The organism is Clostridium sp. (assembly GCF_036781005.1).
Lineage (GTDB): Bacteria > Bacillota > Clostridia > Clostridiales > Clostridiaceae > Clostridium_B.
In genome coordinates this window covers 1-13,610 of record NZ_DAIQBT010000053.1, presented here as the reverse complement: position 1 = coordinate 13,610, position 13,610 = coordinate 1, and the positions used below count along the sequence as shown (strand labels likewise).

The following is a 13,610-nucleotide window of genomic DNA, read 5'->3' as shown; positions in this document are numbered from 1 at the left end:
CCATCCATTAGTAATATTATACTATTTTTATATGACTTTTAAAGAAAATTAGTATAAGAAGTCAAATAAAAGGTATTAAAGGGGTATTATATTACATCCCATATCTATAGGCTTTGCATAATAAGGTGAAGTAGTAACAATAGCATCAACGCCTGTTTTAGCATATTCTATAATATTATTTTCATTAATACCCCCAGAGGCAAGTGTGACAATGGAAGGATTGATCTCTCTAATTGTATTTACAATTGTCTTTAATTTGTTGTAGTGAATTTTATCAAACTGAAGACCATCAATACCGGTCTTACTAAGCTCGATAGCTTGTTCTAAATTATCTATTTCCACTATTACTTTTTTTTCACAAGCTTTAGATTTAATGTTTTTTAATATTTTAACTAGTCCATTGATACCCCCTAAAAAGTTTATATGCTGTTTGAAAATTAGTATGGTCTCTGACAACCCAAGTCTGTGGGGAAAACCACCTCCTGCAATAACTGCTTTTGTGGCCAATTCTTTTGTGCCTGGAATTGTTTTCCTTGTAGTTATGACTTGTATATTAGGATTTATATTAGAGATTTTATTTATTAATTTTTTTGTTTTTGTTGCAATTCCTGAACTATATTCAAGAATGTTTTGGGAAATTTTCCATGCTGTGTGTAAATCCTCAGCTTTCCCTATTCCTTCGAGAAAAGCTTCATTTTTTTTCACTATGCTGCCGGAAGTAGATGCTTTAATTAAATCTATGTTTAATTTTTCAAAAATTTTTGTAGCTTCTTCTATGCCACAAAGTACAGCATCTTCTCTTGAAAAAAATTGTAGGGAACCTTTTTTATTGCCAATTCCAAGAATCAGAGTTGTTAAGTCAATATAGGGTACATCCTCTTTAATAAAGCTCTCTATTCGTTCATTTGTAATATACATCTATATCCTACCTTTCTATTGAATTTAGGGCAAAATTTTTATTTTATATAAAATATAATTAATTTAAAGTTTACAAGTAAATTATATAATATAAAAGAAGATAAAATAAGTATATAAGTAAAATAATATATTTTTAAGGAAGTATTTTTTAAACTTTTTTAATATTGTGCATAATCGCAAAAAGTGATTTATTTCGTTTATAATAGAAAAGTATTATTTAAAATACGTACATTACTAAAAAAGGGGATAAATTTATGGATATGAGTGATTTTATTGTTTCTAATACGAAGGAACATAATGGATTTAAGTATGGAATAAAGCTAGTTCCTAAGAGAGCTATGGATAAATTTGTAGACAGCATTTTGGTTTTAGCTAGAAAAAAAATAAATGAACATAGTAGGTATAAAATTTCTTTTAAAAAGAGATGTGGTTTTAAAACTGTATTGAGTGATTTTGAATTTGAGGAGAAAGATTTTTCAAATTATATAAAGTTTTTAACAAACTTTAAGACTTCAACTAGTAAAAGTAAAAAATTTCAAATAGAAGACTTTAATAGTATAAAATTGACATTTCTTAATACAGAAATGATAAAAATTTCTGTAGAAAAAGATTCAACTAGATTGTTTTTTAGTATATCAATATCAGAATTGGAATTTTATATAAATATGTTAAAGAATATATATTCAGACAATATGAAAAATCCATCCATTTATTATATGAATTATATAATAAATCCTTTAATGAAGAAAGAAAGAGAAAAATTATACAGTGAAGTTTTGTATACTCTTATAGATGGAGCTTTAGATAATAAAAATAAAGAATTATTTAATTCACTTTGTAAAGAGTTGAAAAGTGTTAGATTGAATTAAAAATCTAACGCTTTTTAATTTTCGAATATTTAATGATATGCTTGTAAATAAGGTTTATGTCTGATAATATTTTAATAAAATCAGGTACTTGGAGGAAGATGATATTTTTGAGTAAAAAGTATTTGAAGATATGGGTGGCCATTTTATTTATTCTATTGTGTTCTGCAGTTTATGGAGGATACAGGTATTATCATAATAAGATACACAATAAACTCTTAAATAAAGCTGATAGTTATATGAAAAAGGATGAATATAAAAAATCCGAAGAAAAATTAAATGAAACCTCAAAAGCTCATATTAAGGATAAAAAAGAAGACAATGCAGATAAAAATAGTGATTATTCAAATAGTGGAATAGATACTATTACTGAAGAGAAAGCAGTGGAGTTAACATCTAAATATTATAGGACTAAAAATGAAAATACTAAGTTCGTATTTGATCATGAAGATATAAAGAACAGTGAAATTTATTATGTTATACAGGTGTTTGACAATATGGAAGATCATTCCGCTACCATGGGATGGTATTATGTTAATAAAAAAAGCGGCAAAATATATGAATGGGATTTAGGAGAAGATAAGCTTATTCCGGTAAACTAAAATGAAAATAAGCACTAATAAAATAAATGCTTATTTTCTATAATAGTTAAAGTATGTTTATGAAGTATAGAATTTTATTTACCACCAATACCAATCGTCATAGAAGAATATTAATGGCCAAAGAGGAAATCCTCCACGTCTGTGCCTTCTACGTCTGTGTCTTCTGCGTCTTCTGTGTCTATATACCGGATAAAAATTGTTATCAAAGTCTTCATCACAAGGATCTAGGGATGTATATTGATTTGGAATGGATCTGAAATAAGGCATTGAGCAGTATGGACAATACATAGGAGCTTCGAAATTATAGGAATTTTCAATTTCTTCATTGATGCTCTCGTTGGAATCACTATTGCTCATGAGGTACCTCCACAAACTTATTTATAATGCTATACTATGAGAAAAATATTAAATTTGTGAATGAAAATTAAAGTATATTTTAAAATATAATAATCAAATTATTTTGATATTTTAATTTTTCTTAAATACAAATAAAAGTAATGGAGTACAATATAAGGAAGTATATAAGAAAAAAATGTATAAAGCAGATTCCATCCGTTGGCATAAAAAACCCTGCCGCTTAACACGCCTAAAAATTCTAAGAAAGTAGTAAATAAAATAGCAGATGAAATGATAAAGTATGGTTTTAATTTTGTGTGTCTTATAAAATACAACATATTACTCCCATAATGGGGTAAAGGCTGATGCCAAAAGGAATATCTAATATTATGCTGACACTCAAAGGGATATAGGTTCCAATAATCTTTATTAAATCCCCAGGCATTTATAACTAATGCTAGTGAACTTGCAAAAGGAAATGTGGTTAACAGTAGCTCTTTTTTTTAAAAATATAAAAATATGGGCGTAGTTCAAATGTGCACATGTCGTTATTTTTAATCCTGCCATTTTACTGTATTGATCAGTTTGATTGATATAGCGTTAAATTAGTTTTTGAACTACGCCAAAATATGCTGTTTATCCAGGGGAGTATAAGTCCTATTATAATATTTAATAACATAAAAATTGTACCTCATTTAATATTTGATATCTAATATATTATGTAGAATTTAAATTATTATTCTATAATAAGTAGAAATGTCAAAAATTGATATGGCTAATATATTAGTGATAAGGAGGGAATTTCTTATGATTAATGGGGTAGATATAAGTAATTTGAATGATTTGGTTAATATAAATTTAATAAAAAATCAAGGTAATTCTTTTATAATTGCAAAAGCTACTGAAGGGAGTACCTTTATAGATAAATATTACAATTATAATATAAAATGGGCTAAGGAACTGGGGCTTGTGACTGGAGCTTATCACTTTGCTAGATTTCATGATCGAACCAAGGCAGTTGAGGAAGCATATTTTTTTAAATCTATTGTTTTAGGAAATAAACCTGATTTGGTAGTTTTAGATGTTGAACAGCAGGTGAGTGGGGATATAACAGAAATATGTCTGGATTTCTTAGATATAATATCAACTGTTGCGCCTGCACTCATTTATTGTAATCCAAGCTATATAAAAGCACATTTAAATAGTAGTATAACTAAGTATCCTCTGTGGATAGCAAATTATGGAGTAAGCAGTCCAAGTACTGTATTGTGGAAAGAATATGCTATATGGCAGTATACAGAAAAAGGAAAAATATCAGGAATAAATGGATATTTTGATTTAAATTATATGTCTAAAGCATTCTATAATAGTTTGCACACAAATAAACCAGTAAAAACTGATATACTTGTAGAACAAATTAAATCTCTTCAATACAACTTGAATATTGATTATAATGCAAAGTTAATTATTGATGGAATAGTGGGGCCGGCTACCATGGCGGCACTTAAAGGAATTGAAAGTCTCATTATTAAGGGGCATAAGTCTCATGTAGTTTTATGGATGCAGCAGAAATTAGAACAATATGGTTATTTAAAGGAAAATTCTTACACTCCAATGTTGTATGATGAGGCAACTTTTCAAGCTGTAACTGAACTTCAGAAAAACTGGGGTAGGAGTACGGACGGGATTTTAAAAACACAGACTTGGAATGTATTTTTAAATAATTAGATAAAAGAAACTATTATTAGCTAATTATATTTTAAAATTAATTATTGTAGGATTTAGGTGAAATATTATTTATAATTACATTTCACCTAAATCCACTAAGATGATAATAGTTAAGATATTAAAAGTTTATAAAAATAAAATAGGAGTATTATATTAAAATAATTATTATCCCTTGGTTTTATCTTCATCATCTTTAATGGCTTTTATGATTCTAATTATCTGGTTAATATTTTTAGAAGATAAATCTTTAGTATGTTTAAAAAGCAGCTGTAAATCTTTTCTATTTTGTAGTGAATTCCAAAATTCTGATAGTTCAGGATTATTGTTTAGAGAATTAGCTATTTTATCTGCTGAATCACGGATATTGGTTCTTCCTAGTAAATAGTCTATTGAAACACTATAAAACTCAGCTATTTTATTTAATGTTTCTGTATCAGGAGTCCTTTTACCTTGTTCATAAAAGCCATAGGCACTTGTTGTAATTTTAAGTTTTTTAGCTATTTCTTTTTGTAAAAGGTTATGTTCATTTCTAAGCTCTTTTAAACGATCACTTAACAATACTAGTCACCACCAATACCTTATTATTATAATTATACAACAAATAGGTTATTACCATATGTTATACAACAAAAGGTTTAAGAAAGCATTGATGTACAACATAAAGTTGTGTATCATGAAAATATGGACAACTTTATGTTGTACAATTAAGTATTTTAAACAGATTATTTTGTAGAATTGGGGAGGGGATCTCATAAAAGTATTAACAATTAACCAGCCTTGGGCAAGTCTTATAGTTCTTGGTGAAAAGAAAATTGAAACAAGATCCTGGAGCACTAAATATCGTGGAGCACTGTTGATACATTCGGGAAGTACTATAAATGGAAGCGTTTGTCTGATACATCCTTTTAAGAAAGTGTTAGACAAGTATTTTCAAAGGCTTATAGATATGCCCACAGGGATGATAATAGCTAAATGTAACCTAGTAGATTGTATAAGAATTTTAAGTGAAGATGGACTAACTGCTAAACTAGAAAATAACTTTATAGTTGAAAAGAATGAATATAATCTTGGAAATTATACTCCAGGCAGATATGCGTGGATTTTAAAGGATATAGAAGTACTTAGCAAACCAAAATTTGTAAAGGGGAAATTAGGAGTATGGAACTATGATGATTTTAATTAATATGTGATAATATGATTCTTAGAATATATTGAAAACAGTTAAGTTATTAATAACCTAAAAACTTACAGTGCAGGCCAATAAATTTTTTTGTTTAATATTATTTTGAAATATTATCAAATAAATTAGCTATATTTAATAATATTATTAAAAAATATATTGATTTATTAATAAAATAGTAGTAATATATAAAATATAATTCATATAAATAAGCTCATTAAAATTCCAATCTCTCGTAAACAATATATATTTTTAATATTTAACTGTTTAATAAGGAGAAAAGGCACTTTTAACTTCATAGTGCCTTATTTTTTTGTTTCATAATAATTTTTTAGATTATCTGGTGTTAAAGTTTGAAAAATAAATATGGAGGTTAGCCTCCATATTTAATCAATTATTCAAATTAAAAGATAAAAATATTAATACAAAGACTTTTAACACGAGGAAAGTTTTACATAAGTAGGATATGTAAAATTATATTTATTATACATAAAATTTTATAAATTTATATTGGTATATTAAGTTATATTAAGAAGGGTTTTTTTGTTTTATATAGAAGTTAAACATAATATATATATGGAGGTGTAAAATTTGAAAGCTTTGATAATATATGAATCTATACATCATGGAAATACTGAAAAAATAGGTAAGGTAATAGGAGAGGAACTAAATGGAGATATAATTAAAATAAGCAATGTAAATGAAAATACTCTAAGTGAATATGAATTGATAGGGTTTGGTTCAGGTATATACTATGGAAAATTGCATAAAAATATTTTTGATTTTATTGATGGTTTAAAACTTATAGAAAATACAAAAGCTTTTGTATTTTCTACAAGTGGACGGGGTAAAATTGGATATAATAAATTGGTAGAAGAAAAGCTAAAAGAAAAAAATTTTAAAGTTATTGGGAGTTTTACATGTAAAGGTTATGATACTTTTGGCCCATTTAGGTTATTTGGAGGAATTGCAAAAAACAGACCTGATAACAATGATTTTGAAAAAGCTAAAGATTTTGCACAAAACCTTTTAAAATATTAATAGCATATTCTGCAGCTAAAAGTAGGAGAGGTAGGCACCTCTCCTCAGACTGATTTTCTAAAGTGTTATATAAGTACTGTTATATTTCTGAATAAATTTTTTGAAGTTCAGATGAAAATAAGCATTTACATATAGAAAATTCTCATTGAAACGTACTATTGCTTTGGAGTTATGGAGTAAAAATAGTTTTTATGTGTCAAATTAGATATATGAGGATTGTGAATTTCAGGTAAAGTGGATTTCAGAGAAAATAATATTTGATTTTGTTCTTTTTTAATTAAATTAATATCTTCTTGGATCTTCTGCTGTATCTTTAAAAAATTTTCTTGATTATTTAAAAGTTGTTTTACCATTTTGCTGGTATCAGACATTTTATCGCCTCCGTTAATTTTCGTTGTTATAATATAAGATTATTATATGTAATTATAATAAATAATATAGTTGTAACCTAAGACAGAGACAGGGGTAAATATATTATTCAATTATATTTATAATATTTAGAGACAAATTAACGATTATTGGCATGTTTAATCAGTTCTATAATATAAAATCATATATGCATTTAGCGCTAATGTGTCTTTGTTTTTATAACTGTGATATACACTCCCTTTAAAATTGATTGAATCACCTTTAGATAGAACATAGATTTTATCACCTATTTGTAAAGTCATTGTTCCATCACAAATCAGTATATATTCTTCTATTCCAACGGCATGACCTTTAGATTCATAGGATGAACCAGGTTCTAAAATCTTATAATATATTTCTATTTTTTTTACGGGGTCAAAATTAAATAAAGAAAACAATTTAAATCCTGATTCATTAATAATAATTTTAGCATCAGTATTATAAACTACGGAAATTGGGGGTTTTTCTTCATTTATTAAGTCTGTGAATGGAATTTTAAGACCATCAACTATTTTCCACAGAACTGTAATAGTAGGATTTGTGATTCCTCGCTCTATTTCTCCTAACATACTGATACTTACATTGGTGAGCTTAGACAGCATTTCTAGAGTAAGCTGCCTTTTTTTTCTTATATTTTTTAAATTTATGCCTATTATTGACTTTATATCTTCCATAAATATCTCCTTAAATAAAAATTATGTTATATTGCAATAAAATATTATTTATAATATAATTACAAAATAGTATATTTTATTATATTATAACATAATAAATGATTATAAAGGAGATGCTTGTATGAAAAAGTTAATTAAAGCCGCATTTTTAGCTACAATACCAGTTATGTTAGGATATCTTTCAGTAGGTACGGCATTTGGGCTGTTATTTGAAAGATCAGGATATAATCTCTGGTGGGCAATTTTTATGAGTGGAGCAGTATATGCAGGTTCTATGCAATTTGTAGCTATTAATCTGTTAACAAGTGGAGTAGGCTTTATACAAATAGCACTGATGACTTTATTTGTAAATATAAGACATATTTTTTACGGATTGTCATTTATAGATAAGTTTAAAGGTATGGGAAAGAAAAAAATTTATATGATCTTTTCTCTTACAGATGAAACATATTCTTTGTTGTGTTCCTCAAAGCCTCCAGAAGGTGTTAACAATGATTGGTTTTTATTTTGCATTGCTTTTTTTAATCAAATATACTGGATAATAGGTACAATTATTGGATCACTTGCAGGTTCACTAATAAAATTTAATACTAAAGGAATCGATTTTGCTATGATAGCTCTATTTGTAGTAATTCTTATAGAACAGTGGCATACTTATAAAAATCATGCTCCGGCACTAATTGGAATTTGTGCTGCTATTTTTTCGATTTTAATATTTGGCAATAATAATTTAATCCTTCCTTCTATGTTGATTATACTTTTAATATTCACTATATTTCATAAACAAATAGATAGAAAAAATTTTGAGAAAAATGAAGGTGATTTAAATAATGGGTATTAATAATGAATATACTATAGCAGCAATACTGATTATGGCAGCTATAACTTTTGGGACAAGGGTGGTGCCGTTTGTTTTCTGGGGAAGGGATAAGGTGACACCTAAATATATAGCATATATAGGAAATTATTTGCCTCCTGCTATTATAGCTATGCTTATAGTTTATTGTTTGAGAAATGTTAGTTTACATACATTCCCTTTTGGTATTCCAGAAGCCATTGGGATTATTACAGTGGCTGTTTTACATATCTGGAAACGTAATAATTTAATCAGTATATTAAGTGGAACAATTGTATATATGATTGCTGTACAGGTGATATTTGTATAGTTTGAAGTAATAATAGATTTTATTTGAACACGAGAATGAGATTAGCTATTTTAAATTTTTTAATAGAAATGAATTTATTTTTTAAATTTATAATAAAATTGTAACCATTTATAAAAGTACGATATATAATATAGTATACAAAATGAAATTAAAGTATGATTTATACTAGTGAGAAACTTTTAGATAAAAGGCTCTGGTTAATTCCAGAGCTTTCATTTTTTTCTATAATAATTATACTTTATAAATATTATGTACTGTTTAATTGTAATACATTTTGTAAAAAAATGCAAACATTGTATAATAATTTGTCATTTTAGACCAAAAGATAAATTATTTTGATAATATATTTTATGTTTTTTATAAAAAATGTATTATTATAACTAGTAAATTTTATATATATACTCTAAACAGTACATAATATTTATTTTGTGTCAATTGATATTTTAATAAATGATGAAAATGTAAAATAGAGTAAATATAAGATGTCTTATAAATATAATTTATATTAAGAAAGATAAAAGGATGTCAATATGGGTAAACTTAAAAAATATTATCCCCAAAGAATAGAATGTGATGAAATCTGGAAATGTGCATTAAATGCTTTAGATTATGGTGTGTGGGAATGGAATGTAGATAATGGTGAAATGTTCATATCTGAAAAGATTAAGGATATTGTGGAAAATGATTTATTTAATATAAAGACTATGTATGAATTTATTGATAATATAGCTTACAATATAGATAAAGCATTGGCAATAAAAGAACTATATGAATGTATTAATGGGAATAGGTATATTTATCAAAGTACTTTTAGGTTGAAGAATAAAAATTCAACTTGGGTTCTAATTAAAGGTAAAATATCGAAAAGTGCTGAACATTGTAGATTATTTTCTGGCATAATGTCAGAAATAAGTGAAAATAAATTAAATAAAAATCGGAATGAAATCACTAAGATACCTAATAAATTATTTTTTTTAAAGAGAATAGATTATTTTTTGGATATAGCTAAACTACATAATAATAAAGTAGCTATTATTTATATTAATATTAGAAATTTCAAAGGTTTAAATATGATTTTTGATTACAATATAGGAGATATAATTTTAATGTTATTTTCTCAATCAATCACTAAAATTGTTCATAAATATGGTGAATTAGGGAAAATAGGAGAAGATGAATTTGCAATATTAGTTTATAAGTTTAATACCATAGAGGATATAAAGAAAATGTGTAATGAAATATATGAATATTTTCGAGAGCCCCTTAAAATAATGGATCACATAGTTTATATAGAAGTTAATATAGGAATATCAATTTTCCCAGAACATGGCTCGAATAGCTGTGAGTTGTTAAAACACGGATGTTTTGCAATGAATAATTCTAAAGAAAAGGGAAAAAAAACATATGCTTTTTTTGACAGATCAATATTTGACATTTATTGCAGAAGAGTTTTAATAGAAAATGAATTAACAAATTCTATTTTTAACAATGAATTAGAAGTGTATTATCAACCACAAGTTGATATATTAAACAATAAGATTGTAGGAGTTGAAGCTCTGTTAAGGTGGAAAAATAAAAAGTTGGGATTGGTTTCTCCTGAAGAATTCATACCCATTATAGAGAATAATGGATATATAATTGAAATAGGCAATTGGGTTTTAGATAAAGTAATATATACAATGCATAAGTGGAAAGAAAGAGGAACTCAAGTGGACAGTGTTGCTATAAACATATCTCCCGTTCAATTAAAAAGAAGTGATTTTAAAAATAAGTTATTGGGTTTGTGTACAAAATATGATATTGCTCCTTCTTTATTGGAACTAGAAATAACCGAAGGAACTTTGCTAGAAATATGTGATGATAATATAAAAGTATTTAATCAGCTTGTTGAAAGCCATATAAATATCGCTCTTGATGATTTTGGGACAAGGTATTCATCTCTGAGTTATTTAGCTTCATTACCTGTAAGTACATTAAAAATAGATAAATTATTTGTAGATGGCATACAACATAAAAAAAATAAGATTTTAATTAAAAGTATAGTTGATTTGTCAAAATCTTTAAATTGCAAACTAATTATAGAGGGTGTAGAAACTGAAAAACAAGTTCATATTCTTAATTCTTTAGGATGCAATATAATGCAGGGATATTATTTTAGTAAGCCTCTTTCAAAGGAGGAATTAGAAAATTTATTGGCAAATATAAAATTTTGTAGAAATAAATTATAATTTTGGACGAAATAACTATTATATATAAAATTATACTGATAATAATTTAAAGGGAGGATTATATTAATGTGAGGAATAGAAATATAACTGTAGGAAATAAAGTATAAAATATTTTATCAAATTTTAAATGTGCAAATGGGGGAAAGAACATAATGAACTTTTTAAGGAATATCAAAATAAAAGTAAAATTAATCATATCATTTATTATTGTAGCTATATTAATAGGGGTAGTTGGTATTATAGGAACACTTTCTTTGAGAACGATAAGCATTAATTCTAGGAGTATGTATAATAATGAACTGATGGGAACATATATGTTAACAGATATGAGTAAAAATTTGGTTGAATCCAAGAGTGATATTATAGAACTTATCTATGTGAAAGATGAATCAAGAAAAAGTTATTTGAAAAATGATATTGAAACTAATGATAATCAAACTGAAAAATATACAGTATCCTATGAAAAGCTTTCAATGAATGAAACACAAAAGCAGATATGGAGTACATATAAATTGCAGTTTAAAAATTATAAATCCTTGAGAGAAAATATTATGGGTTCTGTGAATGAAGGGAATTTGGAAAAGGCAGGAGAGCAATATAAACAATTCCTTATTACAACAGATTTGATGAGTGCCAATCTAGATAAACTTATAACTAACAATCTCAATCAGGCAAAGGAATTCAATTTAGACACTGATTCAACATATGCAAGGTCAAATAAAATCATGGTAGTATTAGTTATCATAGGATTGTTATGTGCAGTATTTTTAGGATTAGGTATGTCAATTCATATGAATGAACCTTTAGTAAAGATACAATCTTTTGCAGAGAGATTAGCTGTATACGATTTTTCTTCGTCTATTTCTATAACCAGAAAGGATGAATTTGGAAAAATAGGACTTGCCTTAAATACAGCACAGGAAAATGTAACTCATCTCCTTAGAACTATTATAGAAAATACTCAGGATATGAGTGCATCTAGTGAGCAACTTTATGCAACTATAGAGGAAGTGTCTACAAAAATTAGAGATATAGATAATGAAGTAAATAATATATATGGTGGAGTTCAAGAGACAAGTGCCTCTTCAGAAGAGATAACTGCTTCTGTAGAAGAAGTGGATTCCAGCATAAATGAATTATCTCAAAAAGCTACAGAGGGTAGTAATAATGCCAGTAACTCTAAACAGAGAGCTATGAAAGTTCGAGAAAATAGTAAAGTATCCCTTGAAGAAGTGAGAGAGCTTTATAAAGAAAATAGAGAAAATATGCTTAAGTCAATTAAAGATGGAAAGGTAGTAAATGACATAAAGGTTATGGCAGATACTATTTTAGGAATAGCGGAACAGACTAATTTGCTTGCTCTAAATGCCGCAATAGAAGCTGCCAGAGCAGGAGAACAAGGAAAAGGTTTTGCAGTGGTTGCAGAGGAAGTTCGAAAACTTGCAGAACAGTCTTCTCAGGCAGTAACTGGTATTCAAGATACTATTGTGAAAGTTCAGGAGGCCTTTAAAAGTATGTCTAAAAATGCCAATGAAGTATTGAAATTTATAAATGAAAATGTAAATCCTAAATTTACAGAATTAGAAAGCATAGGAGATGAATATTATAATGATTCTAATTTTGTAAATAATATGTCTGAAGATATAGCATCTATGTCTGAGGAACTTGCAGCAACAATAAACCAGGTAAGTGATGCAGTACAAAATATGACATCAACCGCTCAAAAGTCCAGTGAGAGCATAGAAGTGATAAAAGATAGTATAAATGCAACTACAAAAGAAATGGAACAGGTGGCATTAACAGCACAAAGTCAGTCAGAAGGTACACAAAATTTAAATCAGATAGTGGGAAAATTTAAAATATAGTATGGTTGATGTTACTTAAAAGAGATAAGCTTTATGCTTATCTCTTTTTGACAGGAATATATATAAAACATGGAGTGTATGATATAATTTTCAGGATTGAGTTATGTAATAAATTTAGAAAGGGGGATGTTAAGTGTTAATTGGAACCATTGTAAATTTTATAGTCATTATTGGAGGGAGCTTAGTTGGGCTTTTATTGAAAGGGGGTGTATCTGAAAAAATAAGCAATACAATTATTCAAGGAGTATCACTTTGTATAATTTACATAGGTATATTAGGAGTTATTAAAAGTTCTAATGTTGTACTGATTATAACTTCTATGGTTATAGGAGGACTTATAGGGGAAATTATAGATATTGAAGACAGGATTGAAAAGCTTGGAAATAAAATTCAAGATAAATTTAAAAACAGGGATGTAAAGATTTCAGAGGGATTTGTCACTGCAAGTCTTTTGTTTTGTGTGGGATCTATGGCCATAGTGGGATCACTTGAAAGTGGACTTGAAGGGAATAATAAAATACTCTTTGCAAAATCCATGTTAGAGAGAACATACACAGGTATGTGTAAAATAGAATAGAAATGATAAAAGCTAATTGGA

The 13,610-nt window shown here is 27.0% G+C and carries 15 protein-coding genes; 10 read left to right on the top strand and 5 right to left on the bottom strand.

Annotation, left to right across the window (positions count from 1 at the left end):
- Nucleotides 1–75 precede the first annotated feature (75 nt).
- The gene (gene modD / locus V7Q02_RS14785; protein WP_333861859.1) at nucleotides 76–918 is read right to left on the bottom strand and encodes a ModD protein; all 843 of its coding nucleotides are present in this window, start codon (nucleotides 916–918) and stop codon (nucleotides 76–78) included.
- 254 nt (nucleotides 919–1,172) lie between these two features.
- Between modD and V7Q02_RS14780 the strand changes: the two genes are divergently transcribed.
- Together V7Q02_RS14780 and V7Q02_RS14775 are read left to right on the top strand one after the other, a co-directional pair.
- Nucleotides 1,173–1,787 carry an IDEAL domain-containing protein gene (locus V7Q02_RS14780; protein WP_333861858.1) on the top strand — a complete coding sequence of 205 codons (615 nt, stop codon included), beginning with the start codon at nucleotides 1,173–1,175 and terminating at the stop codon, nucleotides 1,785–1,787.
- A 98-nt stretch (nucleotides 1,788–1,885) separates the two neighbouring features.
- Complete coding sequence (locus V7Q02_RS14775) at nucleotides 1,886–2,386, top strand: hypothetical protein (RefSeq protein ID WP_333861861.1); 501 nt, start codon at nucleotides 1,886–1,888, stop codon at nucleotides 2,384–2,386.
- Nucleotides 2,387–2,464: 78 nt separating this feature from the next.
- On the opposite strand, the gene V7Q02_RS14770 is transcribed toward V7Q02_RS14775, so the two are convergent.
- Nucleotides 2,465–2,758, bottom strand: coding sequence for a hypothetical protein (locus tag V7Q02_RS14770; protein WP_333861857.1), 294 nt, complete (start codon nucleotides 2,756–2,758; stop codon nucleotides 2,465–2,467).
- 771 nt (nucleotides 2,759–3,529) lie between these two features.
- On the opposite strand from V7Q02_RS14770, the gene V7Q02_RS14765 reads away from it, so the two are divergent.
- Nucleotides 3,530–4,450 carry a GH25 family lysozyme gene (locus tag V7Q02_RS14765; RefSeq protein WP_333861856.1) on the top strand — a complete coding sequence of 307 codons (921 nt, stop codon included), beginning with the start codon at nucleotides 3,530–3,532 and terminating at the stop codon, nucleotides 4,448–4,450.
- A 165-nt stretch (nucleotides 4,451–4,615) separates the two neighbouring features.
- Here the strand turns inward: V7Q02_RS14765 and V7Q02_RS14760 are convergent, their stop codons facing one another.
- Complete coding sequence (locus V7Q02_RS14760; protein WP_333861855.1) at nucleotides 4,616–5,008, bottom strand: helix-turn-helix domain-containing protein; 393 nt, start codon at nucleotides 5,006–5,008, stop codon at nucleotides 4,616–4,618.
- A gap of 193 nt (nucleotides 5,009–5,201) precedes the next feature.
- On the opposite strand from V7Q02_RS14760, the gene V7Q02_RS14755 reads away from it, so the two are divergent.
- Nucleotides 5,202–5,633 carry an ASCH domain-containing protein gene (locus V7Q02_RS14755; protein WP_333861860.1) on the top strand — a complete coding sequence of 144 codons (432 nt, stop codon included), beginning with the start codon at nucleotides 5,202–5,204 and terminating at the stop codon, nucleotides 5,631–5,633.
- Between the two features lie 588 nt (nucleotides 5,634–6,221).
- Nucleotides 6,222–6,671, top strand: coding sequence for a flavodoxin family protein (locus tag V7Q02_RS14750; protein ID WP_333861854.1), 450 nt, complete (start codon nucleotides 6,222–6,224; stop codon nucleotides 6,669–6,671).
- Nucleotides 6,672–6,826: 155 nt separating this feature from the next.
- On the opposite strand, the gene V7Q02_RS14745 is transcribed toward V7Q02_RS14750, so the two are convergent.
- Both V7Q02_RS14745 and V7Q02_RS14740 read right to left on the bottom strand, forming a co-directional pair.
- Nucleotides 6,827–7,042 carry a hypothetical protein gene (locus tag V7Q02_RS14745; RefSeq protein WP_333861853.1) on the bottom strand — a complete coding sequence of 72 codons (216 nt, stop codon included), beginning with the start codon at nucleotides 7,040–7,042 and terminating at the stop codon, nucleotides 6,827–6,829.
- A gap of 156 nt (nucleotides 7,043–7,198) precedes the next feature.
- Nucleotides 7,199–7,753 (bottom strand): helix-turn-helix domain-containing protein, encoded by a 555-nt coding sequence (locus V7Q02_RS14740; RefSeq protein WP_333861852.1) that lies wholly within the window; start codon nucleotides 7,751–7,753, stop codon nucleotides 7,199–7,201.
- A 121-nt stretch (nucleotides 7,754–7,874) separates the two neighbouring features.
- Here V7Q02_RS14740 and V7Q02_RS14735 point away from each other — a divergent pair, with 121 nt between their 5' ends.
- The 5 genes from V7Q02_RS14735 (at nucleotide 7,875) to V7Q02_RS14715 (ending at nucleotide 13,589) form a co-directional block, all read left to right on the top strand.
- Nucleotides 7,875–8,594, top strand: coding sequence for an AzlC family ABC transporter permease (locus V7Q02_RS14735; protein WP_333861851.1), 720 nt, complete (start codon nucleotides 7,875–7,877; stop codon nucleotides 8,592–8,594).
- The gene (locus V7Q02_RS14730; RefSeq protein ID WP_333861850.1) at nucleotides 8,584–8,919 is read left to right on the top strand and encodes a branched-chain amino acid transporter permease; all 336 of its coding nucleotides are present in this window, start codon (nucleotides 8,584–8,586) and stop codon (nucleotides 8,917–8,919) included. The genes V7Q02_RS14735 and V7Q02_RS14730 overlap by 11 nt, the downstream gene beginning before the upstream one ends.
- Nucleotides 8,920–9,449: 530 nt before the next feature.
- Complete coding sequence (locus tag V7Q02_RS14725; RefSeq protein WP_333861849.1) at nucleotides 9,450–11,147, top strand: putative bifunctional diguanylate cyclase/phosphodiesterase; 1,698 nt, start codon at nucleotides 9,450–9,452, stop codon at nucleotides 11,145–11,147.
- Nucleotides 11,148–11,299: 152 nt separating this feature from the next.
- The gene (locus V7Q02_RS14720) at nucleotides 11,300–13,012 is read left to right on the top strand and encodes a methyl-accepting chemotaxis protein (RefSeq protein WP_333861848.1); all 1,713 of its coding nucleotides are present in this window, start codon (nucleotides 11,300–11,302) and stop codon (nucleotides 13,010–13,012) included.
- Between the two features lie 133 nt (nucleotides 13,013–13,145).
- Nucleotides 13,146–13,589, top strand: a complete 444-nt coding sequence (locus tag V7Q02_RS14715) for a DUF554 domain-containing protein (RefSeq protein ID WP_333861847.1) — start codon at nucleotides 13,146–13,148, stop codon at nucleotides 13,587–13,589.
- Nucleotides 13,590–13,610 lie beyond the last annotated feature (21 nt).

Coding starts and splice junctions, on each gene's coding strand:
- modD (WP_333861859.1), bottom strand. CDS start 918: ATGTATATTACAAATGAACGAATAGAGAGCTTTATTAAAGAGGATGTA.
- V7Q02_RS14780 (WP_333861858.1), top strand. CDS start 1,173: ATGGATATGAGTGATTTTATTGTTTCTAATACGAAGGAACATAATGGA.
- V7Q02_RS14775 (WP_333861861.1), top strand. CDS start 1,886: ATGATATTTTTGAGTAAAAAGTATTTGAAGATATGGGTGGCCATTTTA.
- V7Q02_RS14765 (WP_333861856.1), top strand. CDS start 3,530: ATGATTAATGGGGTAGATATAAGTAATTTGAATGATTTGGTTAATATA.
- V7Q02_RS14745 (WP_333861853.1), bottom strand. CDS start 7,042: ATGTCTGATACCAGCAAAATGGTAAAACAACTTTTAAATAATCAAGAA.
- V7Q02_RS14740 (WP_333861852.1), bottom strand. CDS start 7,753: ATGGAAGATATAAAGTCAATAATAGGCATAAATTTAAAAAATATAAGA.
- V7Q02_RS14735 (WP_333861851.1), top strand. CDS start 7,875: ATGAAAAAGTTAATTAAAGCCGCATTTTTAGCTACAATACCAGTTATG.
- V7Q02_RS14730 (WP_333861850.1), top strand. CDS start 8,584: ATGGGTATTAATAATGAATATACTATAGCAGCAATACTGATTATGGCA.
- V7Q02_RS14725 (WP_333861849.1), top strand. CDS start 9,450: ATGGGTAAACTTAAAAAATATTATCCCCAAAGAATAGAATGTGATGAA.
- V7Q02_RS14720 (WP_333861848.1), top strand. CDS start 11,300: ATGAACTTTTTAAGGAATATCAAAATAAAAGTAAAATTAATCATATCA.